Source organism: Streptomyces sp. NPDC102402, from assembly GCF_044765765.1.
Lineage (GTDB): Bacteria > Actinomycetota > Actinomycetes > Streptomycetales > Streptomycetaceae > Streptomyces.
In genome coordinates this window covers 1-14,652 of record NZ_JBIWKR010000015.1, presented here as the reverse complement: position 1 = coordinate 14,652, position 14,652 = coordinate 1, and the positions used below count along the sequence as shown (strand labels likewise).

The 14,652-nt window shown below is 68.4% G+C and carries 13 protein-coding genes and 2 pseudogenes; 11 read left to right on the top strand and 4 right to left on the bottom strand.

The genetic code is table 11. The features are described from left to right. Positions 1-78: 78 nt before the first annotated feature. From ACIRJR_RS30395 to ACIRJR_RS30385, 3 genes are all read left to right on the top strand, one after another. Positions 79-441 (top strand): hypothetical protein, encoded by a 363-nt coding sequence (locus ACIRJR_RS30395; RefSeq protein ID WP_403786522.1) that lies wholly within the window; start codon positions 79-81, stop codon positions 439-441. A 3-nt stretch (positions 442-444) separates the two neighbouring features. Then, the gene (locus tag ACIRJR_RS30390; protein ID WP_403786520.1) at positions 445-774 is read left to right on the top strand and encodes a hypothetical protein; all 330 of its coding nucleotides are present in this window, start codon (positions 445-447) and stop codon (positions 772-774) included. Positions 775-916: 142 nt separating this feature from the next. Next, entirely contained in the window at positions 917-1,387 is a 471-nt protein-coding gene (locus tag ACIRJR_RS30385) for a hypothetical protein (protein WP_403786518.1), read from the top strand. Here ACIRJR_RS30385 and ACIRJR_RS30380 read toward each other — a convergent pair. Further along, positions 1,359-1,685 carry an STAS domain-containing protein gene (locus ACIRJR_RS30380; protein ID WP_403786516.1) on the bottom strand — a complete coding sequence of 109 codons (327 nt, stop codon included), beginning with the start codon at positions 1,683-1,685 and terminating at the stop codon, positions 1,359-1,361. The two genes, ACIRJR_RS30385 and ACIRJR_RS30380, sit on opposite strands and share 29 nt — an antisense overlap. 263 nt (positions 1,686-1,948) lie before the next feature. On the opposite strand from ACIRJR_RS30380, the pseudogene ACIRJR_RS30375 reads away from it, so the two are divergent. Next, positions 1,949-2,548 (top strand): annotated as a pseudogene (locus ACIRJR_RS30375) (formylglycine-generating enzyme family protein); the annotation flags it as partial. A 1,080-nt stretch (positions 2,549-3,628) separates the two neighbouring features. Here ACIRJR_RS30375 and ACIRJR_RS30370 read toward each other — a convergent pair. Then, positions 3,629-4,528, bottom strand: a pseudogene (locus tag ACIRJR_RS30370) (DUF4394 domain-containing protein); the annotation flags it as partial. 284 nt (positions 4,529-4,812) lie between these two features. Between ACIRJR_RS30370 and ACIRJR_RS30365 the strand changes: the two are divergent. Further along, positions 4,813-5,688, top strand: a complete 876-nt coding sequence (locus ACIRJR_RS30365) for a DUF4394 domain-containing protein (protein WP_403786514.1) — start codon at positions 4,813-4,815, stop codon at positions 5,686-5,688. Between the two features lie 770 nt (positions 5,689-6,458). On the opposite strand, the gene ACIRJR_RS30360 is transcribed toward ACIRJR_RS30365, so the two are convergent. Further along, a complete protein-coding gene (locus ACIRJR_RS30360; RefSeq protein WP_403786512.1) occupies positions 6,459-7,496 on the bottom strand; it encodes a LacI family DNA-binding transcriptional regulator in 1,038 nt (345 codons plus the stop codon). A gap of 181 nt (positions 7,497-7,677) precedes the next feature. Here ACIRJR_RS30360 and ACIRJR_RS30355 point away from each other — a divergent pair, with 181 nt between their 5' ends. The 5 genes from ACIRJR_RS30355 (at position 7,678) to ACIRJR_RS30335 (ending at position 12,484) form a co-directional block, all read left to right on the top strand. Next, entirely contained in the window at positions 7,678-9,162 is a 1,485-nt protein-coding gene (locus ACIRJR_RS30355) for a lyase family protein (protein ID WP_403786510.1), read from the top strand. Between the two features lie 85 nt (positions 9,163-9,247). Then, positions 9,248-10,570, top strand: a complete 1,323-nt coding sequence (locus ACIRJR_RS30350; RefSeq protein WP_403786508.1) for an MFS transporter — start codon at positions 9,248-9,250, stop codon at positions 10,568-10,570. A 269-nt stretch (positions 10,571-10,839) separates the two neighbouring features. Beyond that, the gene (locus ACIRJR_RS30345) at positions 10,840-11,142 is read left to right on the top strand and encodes a hypothetical protein (RefSeq protein WP_403786506.1); all 303 of its coding nucleotides are present in this window, start codon (positions 10,840-10,842) and stop codon (positions 11,140-11,142) included. Positions 11,143-11,193: 51 nt separating this feature from the next. Beyond that, positions 11,194-11,559 carry a chaplin gene (locus ACIRJR_RS30340; RefSeq protein WP_403786504.1) on the top strand — a complete coding sequence of 122 codons (366 nt, stop codon included), beginning with the start codon at positions 11,194-11,196 and terminating at the stop codon, positions 11,557-11,559. A gap of 190 nt (positions 11,560-11,749) precedes the next feature. Then, positions 11,750-12,484: an alpha/beta hydrolase gene (locus ACIRJR_RS30335; protein ID WP_403786502.1), complete on the top strand. Its 735-nt coding sequence runs from the start codon at positions 11,750-11,752 to the stop codon at positions 12,482-12,484. Positions 12,485-12,903: 419 nt separating this feature from the next. On the opposite strand, the gene ACIRJR_RS30330 is transcribed toward ACIRJR_RS30335, so the two are convergent. Continuing rightward, positions 12,904-14,103, bottom strand: a complete 1,200-nt coding sequence (locus ACIRJR_RS30330) for an IS256 family transposase (RefSeq protein ID WP_403786743.1) — start codon at positions 14,101-14,103, stop codon at positions 12,904-12,906. Positions 14,104-14,427: 324 nt separating this feature from the next. Between ACIRJR_RS30330 and ACIRJR_RS30325 the strand changes: the two genes are divergently transcribed. Continuing rightward, on the top strand, positions 14,428-14,652 hold a 225-nt coding region (locus tag ACIRJR_RS30325; protein ID WP_403786500.1), incomplete at its 3' end, for a hypothetical protein.

Here is a 14,652-nt window from a genome sequence, read left to right as displayed (position 1 = left end):
GAGATGTGTCTCATACGGGTGAGTCTTGTGGGTTGGCCGTGGCCGGTTGAATGTCTATCCGGTTGGTCGCAGGACGCCATGAACCGGCACTTCACCGGCTGCACCGACGGCAAGCTCACGAAGCAAAACCTCTGGCGCGAGGCCGACGTCAGCCGGGCCACCATGAACCGGGCGCCCGCTGACTTCCCCGACTGGGACAACCACGTCAAACAGAGCACAGCGAGCGAGCACGACCAGAAACAGACGGAGGAGATCGCCCTCCTGCGGCGCGGGCTGAACGACAACCGGACCGAGCGACAACGACTCCAGGACCAGGTCGACGCGGCGGCCACCGCCATCAGCGTCCTTCTCGCCGAGAACTCAGCGTTCGGCGAGCAACTTGCCAAGCGGTCAGCCACCGTGATCCCCCTCCGCTCGCACGCCGCCCGAGAGCGATCTTGAGCCATGGCACTGGTCAAGAAGGGGGCGCGGCGCATCGTCGTCGACGGCACCACCTACCGCTGGACGCTCCGCGGAAGGCCGACCTATAGCCAAGGCATGGCCTGGCGTCCCCTCACGTTCGCCGTCGAACATGCCGAGGCGCCGGGCACCACTTTGGTGATCACCACCAACAAGCCCCACTCGGCCAACTGGAACGGCACAGCAGCCGTCCCCGTTCTGCCGTCCGAAGTCGCCGCGAGCATCCGCGCCGCCCGCGCTGTTGGCTGGGTGGCAGAGAATCCCGGCTACCCCTTCCGCCTCGACCAGTCAAAGGGCTTCATCCCCTTCTCCTGAGCCACCAGCGGCAAGGACTCGTCGACCGCATAATAGTTGCACCACCAGCGACCGTCCCAGATGTCTCATGAGACATACCAAAGTCTCGAGACCGACGGGTTCCGGGCTCTGCTCTACACCCCGCTCCGGGACGGCGACCCGGGTGCTGTTGCTGACGAGGCGCGGGACCCTGCACCAGGACCGCTTCCACGACCTCACCGGCGCCGCCCGCAGCCTCCCGGCCGGTCTCGTCCTGGACGGCGAGCTCGCCGTCCTCGCCCTCCACGGGCAGCTCAGCTTCACCGCTCTGCAACTCCGCGCGGCAGCTGGCAGCAATGCTCGATTCCTGGCGGCCGAGATGCCCGCCCACTTCATCGCGGTCGATGTCCTGCAGCACGACGGCCAGGAGCTCCTGGCCGAACCGTTCGCGCGCCGCCGCGAGGTCCTGGAAGCCCTGTTCGCCAACCGCCAGCTCGACCCGCCACGGCCGCTCTGCCCCTCGACCACGGACCCATCCGCCGCGGACGAGTGGCTCCATGAGTGGACCGACGTTCCCGGTGTCGTAGGCGTCTCGCAGCCAGGGTTTGGCATTGACCGATTGACCGCTATGTTGCCGTGTCGAGTGCGTCTTTGATGGTGGGGTAGATCTGCAGGACGGTGTCGGCGCCAACGACGCGGAACAGGCGGGAGACGGTGGATGACGGCGCCGCGATGCGCAGGTCGCCCTGGCTGTGGGCGCTCAGGACGAGTCTGAGGAACATGGAGTCGCCGAAGGTGATGCCGCTGGCGTCCAGGACGATGCTGTCGTGCTGAGCGAGGGCGGTCTCGATCTTCGCTGCCAGTGGGCCGAGGGAATCCATGTCGAGCTCGCCGGCAGGGGCGAGGACAGGCGGCGCAGGCAACGAAGGATCGCGTTCTTCATCAACTGTCATGCGGCAATTGTTGCCACAGCGTATGCGAGCCGTCCAGGGTCCCAACCCAGCAGGCCGACGAGGCGGACCCTTGCGCTGCTGCCCGCTGGCCTGCCGTGATCGTTGTCCCGCGCCACCGCGCCGGCAGCCCCCGATACCCAAAACGCCACCAGCCGCGCCTCTCGGTCGGTGCTCAGGACGTGGGATCGCTCTGAGCTCCCGGATGAGGGCGAGGACTGGGACGCCCGGGAAGTAGCCCTGTCCGGCTCACTACGGGAGGGTCTTCCCCACGCGCTGAGATTCACATCCCGACGTTCCGGATCGCCCGCACCCCGGTCACGGTCGGCCAGTGGGCACTCTTCGCGGCGGCCACCGGCCGACCGGTGCCACAAAACCCGGCGGACCACCCGGTCATCGGGATCGCCTGGGAGGCGGCAACGGCCTACTGCCGGTGGCTTGGAGCACGGCTAGGCCTCGATGTGCGGCTGCCCACGGAGGACGAGTGGGAGCGCGCAGCGCGGGGCGACGACGGCCGGGAGTTCCCGTGGGGTGAGGAGTACCGCACCGGCCTGGCCAATCTGGTGGACCTCGGCATCGGCACCACGACGCCGGTCGGCTCGTTTCCCGACGGAGCCAGCCCCTTCGGCGTGCTGGACATGGTCGGTAACGCCGACGAGTGGACCTCTACGCTCTACGCTCCCTACCCCGGCGCGCCCGCAGAGGTGCCGAGCGCCGAGGATTGGGCCTTCGACCGGCACATCACCCGTGGCGGCGCCTTCCGCCACGACCGGGACCTGGCCCGGTGCGCCCGCCGCCATGGTGCCTACGAGCCGGACCTTGAAGCGATCGGCGTGGGCTTCCGCCTGGCGGCACCGGCCGCGTAGAAGCGTGCACCAATGCCGACATCGCATGACGGGCGGCACCCTCAAGACTGTGCATGTAGACCTGTACCGACCTGTGCACATTTCGGTGTACGCCGACAGGGGGAGCGACAGCTGGTGCTGCGGCTCCCAGGAGCCGGATGGGCTGGCCCCCGGGAGCCGCAGCGGGTCGGCGCTCGGCAAGCTGACGGCAAGGCTGAGCGCGTCACTGCTGGCCACTCTGGCGCCTGTGGTGCGCCGTCCTGCGCGGCGACACGCAGGCGTCGGTGTAAGTGACGTCACCTGGTCCCGCGGAGTCCTTCGACGAGGTGCCTGTTCGGCCACGGAGATGTCGAGGTGCGCGGACACCTGGGGCGGGCCAGGTCTACGCTGATGGACGGGTGTGGAGAGTTTGGGCAATCCAAGGCTGGCTTTGGACGCGAGAAGCGGCTCCGGCCTAACTTCTGTGATCTGGGCGGTCGCGCCAGCCTCTGGACGAAGCCAATATGCGGCGTTTCGCAGGTCAGGCCGGGGGATCAGGCTGCTGAAGCAGGCATTCGCTCTACAGACCAGAGAAGTTGAGCCAGAACCACTCGTGGGTGAGTAGAGCCGCAAGGCCTTACGTGTCACGAGGGCGGCTTGTCGACAGCGTCACCTGGGGGTGGCGGTGTCGATGACGCGCCGCCGTGGCCAGCCCGCCGGCGGCGGCGCGTCGCCGCTTCCGCCGTCTTCGGTGGATGCGGAAGCGAGTGCCGCAGGGGCACCTGCGTGCAGCGCAATGTCCCTGCGGTTCTCGCCCGGACTCCCGAGTGTTGACCGGCGGGGTCTGGGCGGTGGTGCGCTCATCGTCTCGCATTGCACAGCTTCTCGAACTGGCAGCCCGTCGGGTGACCGATACGGGAGGAGCGGGAGCTGTTGGGAGTGCGGTCAGGCGGCGCGGTTGGTCTTGGTCCGCCTGGCCATGATCCGGAAGCCGGCGCCGATTCCGCCGAGCAGGAGCAGGGTGCCGACGGCTGCACCTGCCGCGTTGAGGTTCCCGCCACCGTCAGGGGTGAGGGTGGCGGAGGCGAGTGCGCCGCCGCCGGTGTGCACGCCGCCCTGCGGCTTCTTGTTCAGAGCCACCGCGAGGTCGGTGACCTGGAGGTCCGAGGGGAAGTCTCCCTTGTGGGTGGCCGTACCGGTGAGCAGGTCGATGCTGTACAGGCGGGCGGCGCCGTTGACGTGGAGTGTGGCGAAGCCGTGGTTCGTGCCGCTCTTGGGCGCGTAGTGGACATCGAAGCCCGCGGAAGGGCCCGCTTTGACACCCAGGCTGCCGGTGGGGGCGAGGCTGCCCGCGTTGGCGGGGGACTGCAGCGAGACGCGGTCGTTGACCGTGTCCAGGTCGAACAGAGTGGTCGCGGTGTCACTGTTCAGATCGTTGTTGGTGTAGCCGGCGCCGGTGACACCTTTCGCGGTGGGCGGCGTCGTGGAAGGGGGTGTGGCGGGGTTGGTGAGCTTGCCGTCGACGGTGGTGGTGCGCGGGGCCGCCTTGTCGTCGATGTTGTGGCGCAGGTTCTGCCCGGTGTCGCTGATGACGCGCAGCCGGTTGGCGGCCGGGTTGAAGTCGACGCCGAAGTACTCGCCGTCCAGGTCCACCGTCAGCTGCGACACTTTCGCCGCCTTCGCGTTGTGGGTGTCGAGTGTGTAGATGCCGCCCTGGTCACCCACGCCGTACAGTGCACCGTTCTGCACGCGGTAGTCGATGCCGACGAGCTTGGTGTCGCCGGACAGGCCGCGCACGTGCCCGATCGATCGGGCGTGGCCGGGGGCGTGCGTCGAGAAGGCGACGAGCTGGTCGTGCGCGAGGCCAATCGCGTGCGGTGCGTCGTCGGCCGCTGTCTCGCCCGCCACGGCGGCGGTCCGCGCGGCAGGTCCGGCCGGCGTGGCGGCTGCCGCGGATGCGGCGAAGGCGAGAGGGCTCAGGACGGCGGCGGCGACAGCGGGGGCGAGCAGGGATATACGCATGGGTTTCTCCTACAGGGGCTGGGGCCGGCCGGACACCGGCATCACCCGTGACGTAATCACGCACGGCAACGCGCGGCTACTTTCCGCAGCCAAACGTGGGAGCTGCGGAAGATGCTCGCTCAGGGCTCACCGGCGATGCCCCCATTCGGTCGCGCACAGAAGTGCATTTATGGGCTATTCGAGGCTTATTACGCGATGGGAGCAAACCGTGTTGAAGGTGGCGCCGAAGTAACGGGTGACTCGCCTGCTCCGTGGGCGGGCTGACTACCGTTCGGAGTGCAACCGTGCGTACTCGTCTTCTTTCGGCCGCCGCTGTCGGCGCCGTCGCGCTGTCCCTCGCCGCCCCCGCTCTCGCATCGGCCGAAGCCGAGCCCACCCCGTTCGGTCCGCGTGGGCGGGCGGCGTCGACCGGTCTCATCAGCGTGGGGCTGACCTCCGACCAGCGCCTGATCGGCTTCCAGGTCGCGAACCCCGGCGACAGTTGGTCGTTCGGGAAGGTCTCCGGCCTGAGGGCGGACAGGAAGCTGGTCGGTATCGACTTCCGGGTCCAGAACGGCAAGCTCTACGGTGTCGGTGACCGGGGCGGCATCTACACCGTCAACAGCGACGCGCAGGCGGTCAAGGTCTCCCAGCTCACCGTCGCACTGGCGGGTATGAACTTCGGCGTCGACTTCAACCCCGCCGCCAACCGCCTGCGCGTGATCAGCGACAGCGGCCAGAACCTGCGCCACAACATCGACGACCCGGCCGCACCGCGCACCACCACCGTCGACGGGACGCTCACCAACCCGACCACGCCGCCCTCGACCGCGCTCGGCGTGACGGGGACCGCCTACACGAACAACGATCTCGACGCGGCCACCGCCACCACCCTGTTCGACATCGACACGGTCAACGACCGGGTCTCCCTCCAGTCCCCGGCCAACGCCGGCACCCTCGCGCCCACCGGAAGCCTGGGAGTCGACACAGGGCCCTGGGCCGGGTTCGACATCTACTACAAGACCTCCGACGGCTCCAACCGCGGCTTCGCCGCACTGTCCACCGGCGGGAAGCAGCGCTTCTACCGGGTGAACATCCTCGACGGTGAGACATCCCTCGTCGGCTCGTTCCCGGCCGGACGCCAGGTCGTCGACATCGCACTCCCGCTGAACCAGAACTGAGGACCACCTGCGCCGGTGCCGGCGGAGAGACCTGTCGGCACCGGTGTGGACGAATCGTGTGACGGCTGACCCGGCGCGGGACGGCCACGCCGACGCTCGGGCATCCAGCTCCGCGATGATCCGTACGCGCGTCGAGGACCAATCCGCCTTCCCCGCGGCGTCGAATCACACCGACGTGATCAGCGGCAGAAGGCCGCCCATGAGCGCACCCCCACCCGCCGGAGGACGGGACCTCCAGCCTCCCGTCTTCGGCCGACCCTCCGCGGCCTTGCTGGCGCGAGCCGACCGCGGCTACGCCCGCTTCCTTGCACCTCCTACCCCGGCCGCCCCCGGTGGTGGTGACCACGACAGGGCAGCGAGGTACCGGTGAGCGACAGCGATGCTGCCCTCCCCGCCCCCCACGGCCTGACTGCAGCCGAACCCCCACCGGACCGCGCTCCGTTCGAGGCCCTCATCACCGCCGTCCTCGCGTGGAAGAAACCGAGCCTCACGCCCTGCGACTACGAACAGACCGTGCTCCAACTGATCGGCCACGCAGGGGTGGTCGCCGCCGCAGTCCAGCGCCGCGCCGCTGCCCTGCCGAAGGACGACGGCCGCGGCGCCCTTGCCGAAATCATCCTCCGCGAAGCCAGCACACGTCTGACCGCACCGGTAGAGGGCACCGCCCGCTGCGCACAGGACCGCGCCCGTCTCGTGCGGGCCCTCTACGAACGGCTGGACCGCCTGACAGAACCCTTTCCCGGCCTGATCTTCGCCCGGTCAGCGCGCGGTCAGCGTTTTGTCCCGGGAGCGAGCTCGTCCACCGGGATCTCGCCGGAGCCGCGGGCGACGAGGCGGCTGGGGAGGGTCAACGTCTGTGGGGGCAGGGCCGGTTCGGTCAGGCGGGCCACTGCCAGGCGTGCGGCCTGCCGTCCGACGTCCTGGGGGTCACGGACGATCGCGGAGATGCCGAGGCCCGCGGACACCTCGGTCTCGTCGAAGCCGATGAAGGCGAACGGGGTCGCACCGGCCAGGCGTTCGAGGAGGATGCCGGTGCTGATGCCCAGGTTGAGCCCGAGTACCGCGGTCGGCGGATCAGGCGTGCGCAGCAGGGTCCGCAGCGCGGTGCGGGCCTGCTCCGAGGTGGCCAGGTCGCTCACCACGAGGTGCGGCTCGTCCTCGATGGCTGCGCCGGCCAGGCTGCGGTGGAATCCTTCGAGCCGGCGGCGCGCCGGGAAGGTGGCGCGGAGGCCGGCAAGGGCGGCAATGCGGCGGTGCCCGAGGCCGATCAGCCGCTTCGTGGCCTCTTGGACCGCTGCGTCGTCGTCCGTGGTTACCAGGTCGGCTGACAGTCCACCGGCCGGGCGTCCCACCATGACCACCGGCGTGCCGAAGGTGCGGTCCGGGGCCAGGTGGTCGCGTTCGTCGCTGTCAGGCATGACCAGCAGTGCGCTGACCCGTCGGTCGATCAGGGCGCGGACCACCTCCGGCTCACGGCCGGGGTCCTCGTCGGTCGAGGCAATGATCATCTGGAGTCCGGCGCGGCGCAGTTCGCGCTCGGCGCCCGCGGCGACACCCGCCTGGAAGACGTTGGTGAAGCCGCTGGTCACCAGGCCGACCGCGCCGTCTCGCCGGCCGTCGCGCAGCCCCTGGGCCATGGGGTTGGGGGTGTATCCGAGTTCCTCGACCGCCGCCAGGACGCGGTTCCGGGTGGCTTCTTCGACCCGTGGCGAATGCTGCAGCGTACGGGTGACGGTGGCCGTGCTCACCCCTGCCGCCCGGGCGACCTCCCGCAGGGTGACCCTCCGCTTTGCGCGCTCGTCCGGCATGTCTCTCCTTCTGAGGCCGCGGTCATACGTCCGTCGGCTTCGGGCTCGCGGTCACCTGCCGTTACCTCCAATGTAAACGTTGACATGGGGGTGCCGGTATCCAATACTCCCCGTGTCAACGTTTACATGGCCATGTTGACGTTTACATCACAGCAACCGCGCCATGGAGGGAGCAGAAGTCGTGAGTCCCACCCTCACTGAAGCCCGGCTCGGCAGAGGACCTGCCCGAGGTCTCGTCGACCACGTGAACGCGGTCGAACTCGACGACGAGACCGCAGCCGTCGCGCACTACATCCGCATGGACCTGGCCCACACCCTGATGCTCACCCAGGAAGGCATCTTCCGCGAGCAGCAGGGCGCGGCCGTCACCGCCTCCCTGCTCCGGCTGCTGGAGACGGACCCGGGGACGCTCCTGGCCGGGGATCCCGCGATCGGCACGCTCGGCCTGCAGATCGAGCGCTACCTCGAAGAGCAGTGCGGCCCCTCCGGTCTCGACATCCAGCGGGCGCGCAGCCGGATCGACCAGAAGGCCACCGGCATACGCCTGGCCGACCGCGAAGCCCTGCTGAACACCCTGGACGCCCTGCTGCGGCTGGGCGAGGCGCTCCTGGCCGCCGCCGCGCACCACGACGCGGTCCTCGCCCCCGGCTATACGCACCTTCAGCACGCCCAACCGACCACGCTGGGGCACTACTTCAACGCCCAGTACTGGCCGGTGGCCCGCGCGCTGGACCGGATGATCCACACCCTGCACCGACTCGACGAATGCCCGCTCGGCGGTGCTGCGCACAGCGGCACGTCGTGGCCGATCAACCGGGAGACCACCGCCTCCTACCTCGGTTTCGCCAGGCCCGTGCGTAACGCCCGGGACGCCGGGCTGTCCGCGCAGGACGGCGGCGCCGAGATCGCCTCGGTGCTCGGCCTCTCTCTGGCCGGCGCGGCTCGCTGCGCGTCCGACCTCTTCTACTGGTCCAGTACCGAAGTCGGTCTGGTCAGGCTCTCCGCCTCGCTGTGCGGCACGTCGAGCATGATGCCGCAGAAGCGCAATCCCATCGTCCTGGAACGGATCCGGGGGCTGGCCGGTGAGGCGGCGGGCTGGACGGCGAGCCAGCTGGGCACGCTGCACTCGGCCACGTCCACGGACGCCGACCAGGCCTACGTCCACAACCGCATACCCGGGTACTGCCACGAGAGCGCCGGCGCGTTCGACCTGCTCGCCGAGGCTGTCACGACCCTCGAAGTCGACCGGGAGGCCATGAGGGCCTCAGCGGGACGCCACTGGTCCACGGCGAGCGCGCTCGCCGACGACCTGGTCCGCACCCGCGGGCTGAGCTTCCGCCAGGCCCACGAGACCGTCGCCCGGTACATCGCCCGTCAGGAGACGAACGCCCCGGCGAACCCGTTGGATCCGGCACCGGCGCCCGGCGAGCCGACCGGGTACACCCCCGAGGACCTGGCACGGATTCTGGACGCTGCCGCCTTCGTGGAGACCCGCACGAGCCTGGGCGGCACGTCGGCAGCACGCCGCGAGGAACTGGCCCGCGAGGCAGAACTCGACCTGGCCGGGCACCACCGCGCCGCCGCGGACCTGCGCTCCAGGATCGCGGAAGCGGACGCTCGGCTCCTGCGAGACGCCGCCGCACTCGCGGCCACGCACAGCATCTGAGGACCGGCTCCGAACGCCGCCCGCAACGCCCTGCACCCGCCACGCACGTCGTATCCGCTCACCCTGACGACAACGGAGTCGCCCCATGACACCTCCACACGCCGCCGCCACTCCGGAAGCGGACGCCCACCAGCCGCCCGCCGAGGGCCTACCGGAACGGTCCATCCAGCTCACCGGGCAGCCGGTCGGCACCACGTTCATCAGCCTCTACATCCTCGCCATCATCGGCCTGTGGTTGGCCGTGCTCCCGCCCACAGCCGTCGCCCTGTCGCTGCGGGTGGCCGAGCTGGACCCCGAACACAAGAGCTCCTCCCTGGCCCTGGTGACCGGCGTGGGCGCAGTGTTCGCCCTGGTGGCCAACCCTGTCTGCGGCAGGCTCAGCGACGCGTCGGCCTCACGATTCGGACGCCGCCGCCCCTTCATGGTGGGCGGCGTCCTGCTCGCCACGCTCTCGCTGCTCGTGGTCGGCAGCGCCCCGAACATCCCCACCATGCTGGCAGGCTGGTGCGTCCTGCAGATCGGTGTCAACGCTGCCCTGGCCGCGCTGATCGCCGTACTGCCCGACCGCATTCCCGAACACCGGCGAGGCCGGGTCTCCGGGCTCATGGGCATGACCAATCAGGTGGCCACGGTCGCCGGGACGTTCCTGATCCAGCTCACCGGTACGCACGGCCTGGGAATGTTCCTGGTTCCGGCCCTCATCGGCGTCGTCCTGGTGATGGTCTTCGCCTGCCATCTGCGCGAGGTACCCCAGAGCCGCACGGAACGGCGGCCGCTGTCCTGGTCGGACATCCCGCGCAGCATGTGGATCAACCCCCTGCGTCACACCGACTTCGCCTGGGCCTTCCTCAGCCGCTTCCTGGTATGGACCGGCAAGGCATTTCTGCTGACGTACAAGACGTACTTCCTGATGGACCACCTCGGATACGACGCCGACGAAGCGGCACGGATCCTCGGCTGGACGATGCTTATCCTCGGCGTCGCCATCGTCGTGGGCAGCAACGTCGCCGGCTGGCTGTCCGATCTGCTGGAGCGCCGCAAGATATTCATCGGAATCGCGTCGCTGCTGTTCGCCGCCGGCATGGTGGTCATCGCCTTCAGCGACTCGGTGACGGGCTTCCTCGTCGGTGTCACCGTCGCCGGTATCGGGCAGGGCGTCTACGTCGGCATCGACTACGCCCTGGTCGCCTCCGTACTCCCGGACAGCGAGGGTGAAGCAGCCAAGGGGATGGGCCTCTTCAACATCGCCAACGCCCTGCCGCAGAGCGTCGCTCCTGCCGTCGCGCCCCTCTTCCTCGCGGTCGGAGGAGCAGACGGCAAGGACAACTACACGGCGCTGTACCTGGCCGCCGCAGCCTTCGCCCTCCTCGGGGCTTTCGCGGTGCGCTTCGTCCGTGGCGCTCGCTGAACTCGGAATGACGTCGTCGACCTGGCCGGTGCCAGTCTGCGCCAGGCAGGCGCCGGGCGGTGGCGACGCGGCTCCTTTCCGGGGGCAGCGAAAGGCGCCGCCCGACGGAGTGCTTCTCCGCACCCGCGATTGTGTTCGTGATGCTGTCGGCAACGCTCTGACTCAAACCATCCGACACCTATCCCTTGCTCCACACCAGGCCGGGCACTCGAACAGCGCTCGGTCGTGTCAGAACCGGGCAACAGCGATTCGGCCCGTCATCATGAGCCATGGACCGCAACGGCGCCGATTGGCAGCCCACCGACATTCGTGGTCTGGAGGTCCGCAGCGATGGGCGGGCATTCGTCGCCATACGAGTGCATGGCTGGGAAGCGCTCCTGCCGCTCTCTCTCCTCCGGGGCACTGTCACGCCCGCGGCACCGACGTCCTCGCTCCACGACGAGGCAGCCGCTGGCATCGGCACGCAGGCGGGGCTGGCGGTGGTCAGGCTGGTGGGGCATCGGCCATTGAGGGGATTGGCGGCCCCGGGCGGGCGCGTCGAAGTGCTCGAGGGGGATGAGCCCGCATGGTGATTGAAGCTGCCCCATCCTGGCGGGCAACACTCACACTCTGCGGGAGATTTCATGTTCAAGTTCGGAAGCGCGGCAGTTCTGGCCGCGGCTGCAGGTGCCCTGGTGTTCGCCGGTGCGGGCGCGGCCAGCGCGGACGCCGGCGCACAGGGGATCGCCTACGGTTCCCCGGGTGTGCTGTCCGGCAACGTCGTCCAGATCCCCATCAACATTCCGATCAACGCGTGCGGCAACTCCGTGAACGTCATCGGCCTGCTGAACCCGGCCTTCGGGAACACCTGCATCAACGGTGACTACGACGGCAAGGGCTACGACGACAGCAAAGGTGGCCACGACGACGGCAAGGGCTACGACGACAAGAAGAGTGGCCACGACGAGAAGGGCGAGGGCTACGGCCACTCCGAAGGCCACGGCGAGTAGCACTGCTCGAGCCCGTCTCTTTGCCTGAGTTGAGTCACTTGGGGGACTCAACCAGGCAGAGAGAGACTCCACGCGACCGGTCGTGCCAGCAGTTGCACGTGATCACGGCCCTTGCTGAGATCTCAGAATTTACCCACTATAGGTCACCCTCGCCTTCGACCCCTCCTTCACCGGAGAGAGCGGCGGCACCGTGCGCGACGTCGCCTCGCCCGACATCTACACCGAGGACTACAGCGCTGCCGTCGACTTCCTCGGCCTGCAGAAGAACGTCGACCGCGAGCGGATCGGCGCGCAGGCCGTCTGCGGCCTGAGCGGCATGGCCCTCAGCGCAGCGGCTGCGGACAGCCGCATCAAGGCCGTCGCCACCGCCTCGATGTACGACATGTCGCGCAGCATGTCCCGCGGCCACGAGGACTTCTACACCCGCGAGCAGCGCCAGAAGGTAGTGGACCACCTCAGCCGGCAGCGCTGGATCGACGCCGAGAAGGGCACGTACGCCCGCCTCTCCCACGAGGTCCCCTTCGACGAGAACTGCGACGTCGCCCCCACGAACCGCATCCTGCCCAAGACCCTCCCGGCGGACGCCGACCCGGTCACGAAGATCTTCTTCGACTACTACCGCACCGAGCGCGGCTACCACCCGCGCTCGATCAACTCCACCACCGCCTGGACCGGCACCACGCCGATGTCGTTCTTCGCCTTCCCCCTGATGGCCAACCTCGACCTGCTCGCCCCCCGCAAGGCCCTCCTGGTAGCCGGAGCCGACGCCCACTCCCGCTACTACTCCGAAGACGTCCAGAAGATGGCCCCCGACACCATCGACCTCCTGATCGTCCCCGGCGCAGACCACATCGACCTGTACGACCGCAAGGACATCATCCCCTTCGACAAGCTCGACGCCTTCTTCACCAAGAACCTCTCCTGACCGGAAAGCCTCGGCAGGCCGGTACCGCCAACAGCCTGTCGGGGCCCAGCGGCGGCTTCTCGGGACGATCGGGACGGACATGCCGCCGTGCCCTGGGGAAAGCGGAGCTTGTCGGACCTCAACAAGCACCTCTCGGTCGGCGCAGGAGATCGCCATCTGTTGTACCCGCTGTGCAAGTAGGTGGTCACCCCGAGCAGCGTGGGGCGTGGCCCGGTGGACAGCCGGTGGACAGACGCCTTTGGACGAGCCAGCACGAGGCCGCACGGCGGAAATTGACTTCGAGTTTGAATGAGGCGCAACGGCCTCGCTGCCCTTGCCGCACATGCTGGAGTTCAAGTCCAAGATCGTCGGACTACCGACGGGGTGGCCGCTCGTCGGGGGGTCTGTCAAACGAGCGGTGTAACTCGGGTTGGTGAGGGCTACTGACGTGCTGCGGAGAGCCGGCCGTCGAAGGTGATATCGAAGGCGTTCAGGGCGGTCTTCCAGCGCATGGTCCAGCGGGCCTGGCCCTTGCCGGTCGGGTCAAGCGACATGATCGCCATGTAGACGCATTTCAAGGCGGCCTGCTCATTCGGGAAGTGGCCGCGGGCCTTCACGGCCCGGCGGATCCTGGCGTTGACGGACTCGATGGCGTTCGTGGTGCAGACGATGCGGCGGATCTCGGTGTCGAAGCGGAGGAACGGGGTGAACTCCTCCCACGCGTTCTCCCAGAGCCGGACGATCGCCGGATACTTCTTGCCCCACGCGTTGGCGAACTCCGCGAACCGCTCGAGTGCGGCCTCTTCGGTCGCCGCGGTGTAGACGGGCTTGAGGAGCTTGGCGATCTTGTCCCAGTCCTGGCGGGCGGCATAGCGGAAAGAGTTCCGCAGCAGGTGGACCACGCAGGTCTGCACGACGGTGCGGGGCCAGACGGCCTCGACCGCGTCGGGCAGCCCCTTCAGCCCGTCGCAGACCAGCATGAGGACGTCGTTCACGCCTCGGTTCTTGATCTCGGTGAGGATGTGCATCCAGTGCTTGGCACCCTCGCCGCCATCACCGGCCCACAATCCCAGGATGTCCCGCCGGCCCTCGGTCGTGACGGCCAGGGCCACGTAGATGGGCCGGTTGGCGACCGCGCCGTCGCGGATCTTCACGTGGATCGCGTCGATGAAGACCACCGGATAGACGGCGTCCAGGGGCCGGTTCTGCCATTCGGCCATGCCTTCGAGGACCTTGTCGGTGATCGTGGAGATCGTCTGGCGCGACACCTCGGCGCCATAGACCTCGGACAGGTGAGCCTGGACCTCACCGGTCGTCAGGCCCTTCGCGGCGAGCGAGATGACCATCTCGTCAACGCCGGACAGGCGCTTCTGGCGCTTCTTGACGATCTTCGGTTCGAAGGAGCCCTCGCGGTCGCGGGGCACGGTTATCTCCACCGGGCCGACGTCGGTCAGTACGGTCTTGGCTCGGGTGCCGTTGCGTGAGTTGCCGCCGTTCTTCCCGGCGGGATCGTGCTTGTCATAGCCGAGGTGGTCGGTGATCTCGCCCTCGAGAGCGGACTCCAGAAGTCGCTTCGTCAGCTGCTGGAGCAGCCCGCCCTCGCCGGTCAGCTGCAGGCCCTCGGCCTGGGCCCGACTCATGAGCTCGTCGATCAGCCGGTCATCCACAGACTTCGGCGGCACCGGCTCAGACGGCTCGACGGTCTCGGCCTCGGTCACGTTGTTGCTGGTCATCGATGCATCTTCCATGATCGGGAGTTACACCGAACGTTTTACAGTCCCCGGTCGGGCAGGTCGCCAAGGACTCGAACCGGCCGAGGCCGCGGTGCGGGGTCGGGGGAGGCAGACAGAGATAGACGCGGGTGAGCGCGAGGAACCGACCGCGCTGCGGCAGGAGAACCGTCGGCCGCGTGAGGATGTCGACGTCCTCACGCGGGTCACAGGGTTCTTCGTGAAGGAGAGCCGGTGACGGTGCACCCGTTCCTCAAGGTGAAGAAGCAGGCAGGTCACAGCACGCGAGGCTCTTGGCAGACGCGGGTGATCTTGGTCGAAAATCCCGTCTATCAGGGGCCTGGTCGTTCCGCAAAGGACTGCCTATTGATCAGAAACTCATGGGGTTCACTCGTCGAGGGTGTAGCGGACATGCGGGGCCTTGAAGTAACCGGTGATGATGTGAGGTTGGCGTTGTCG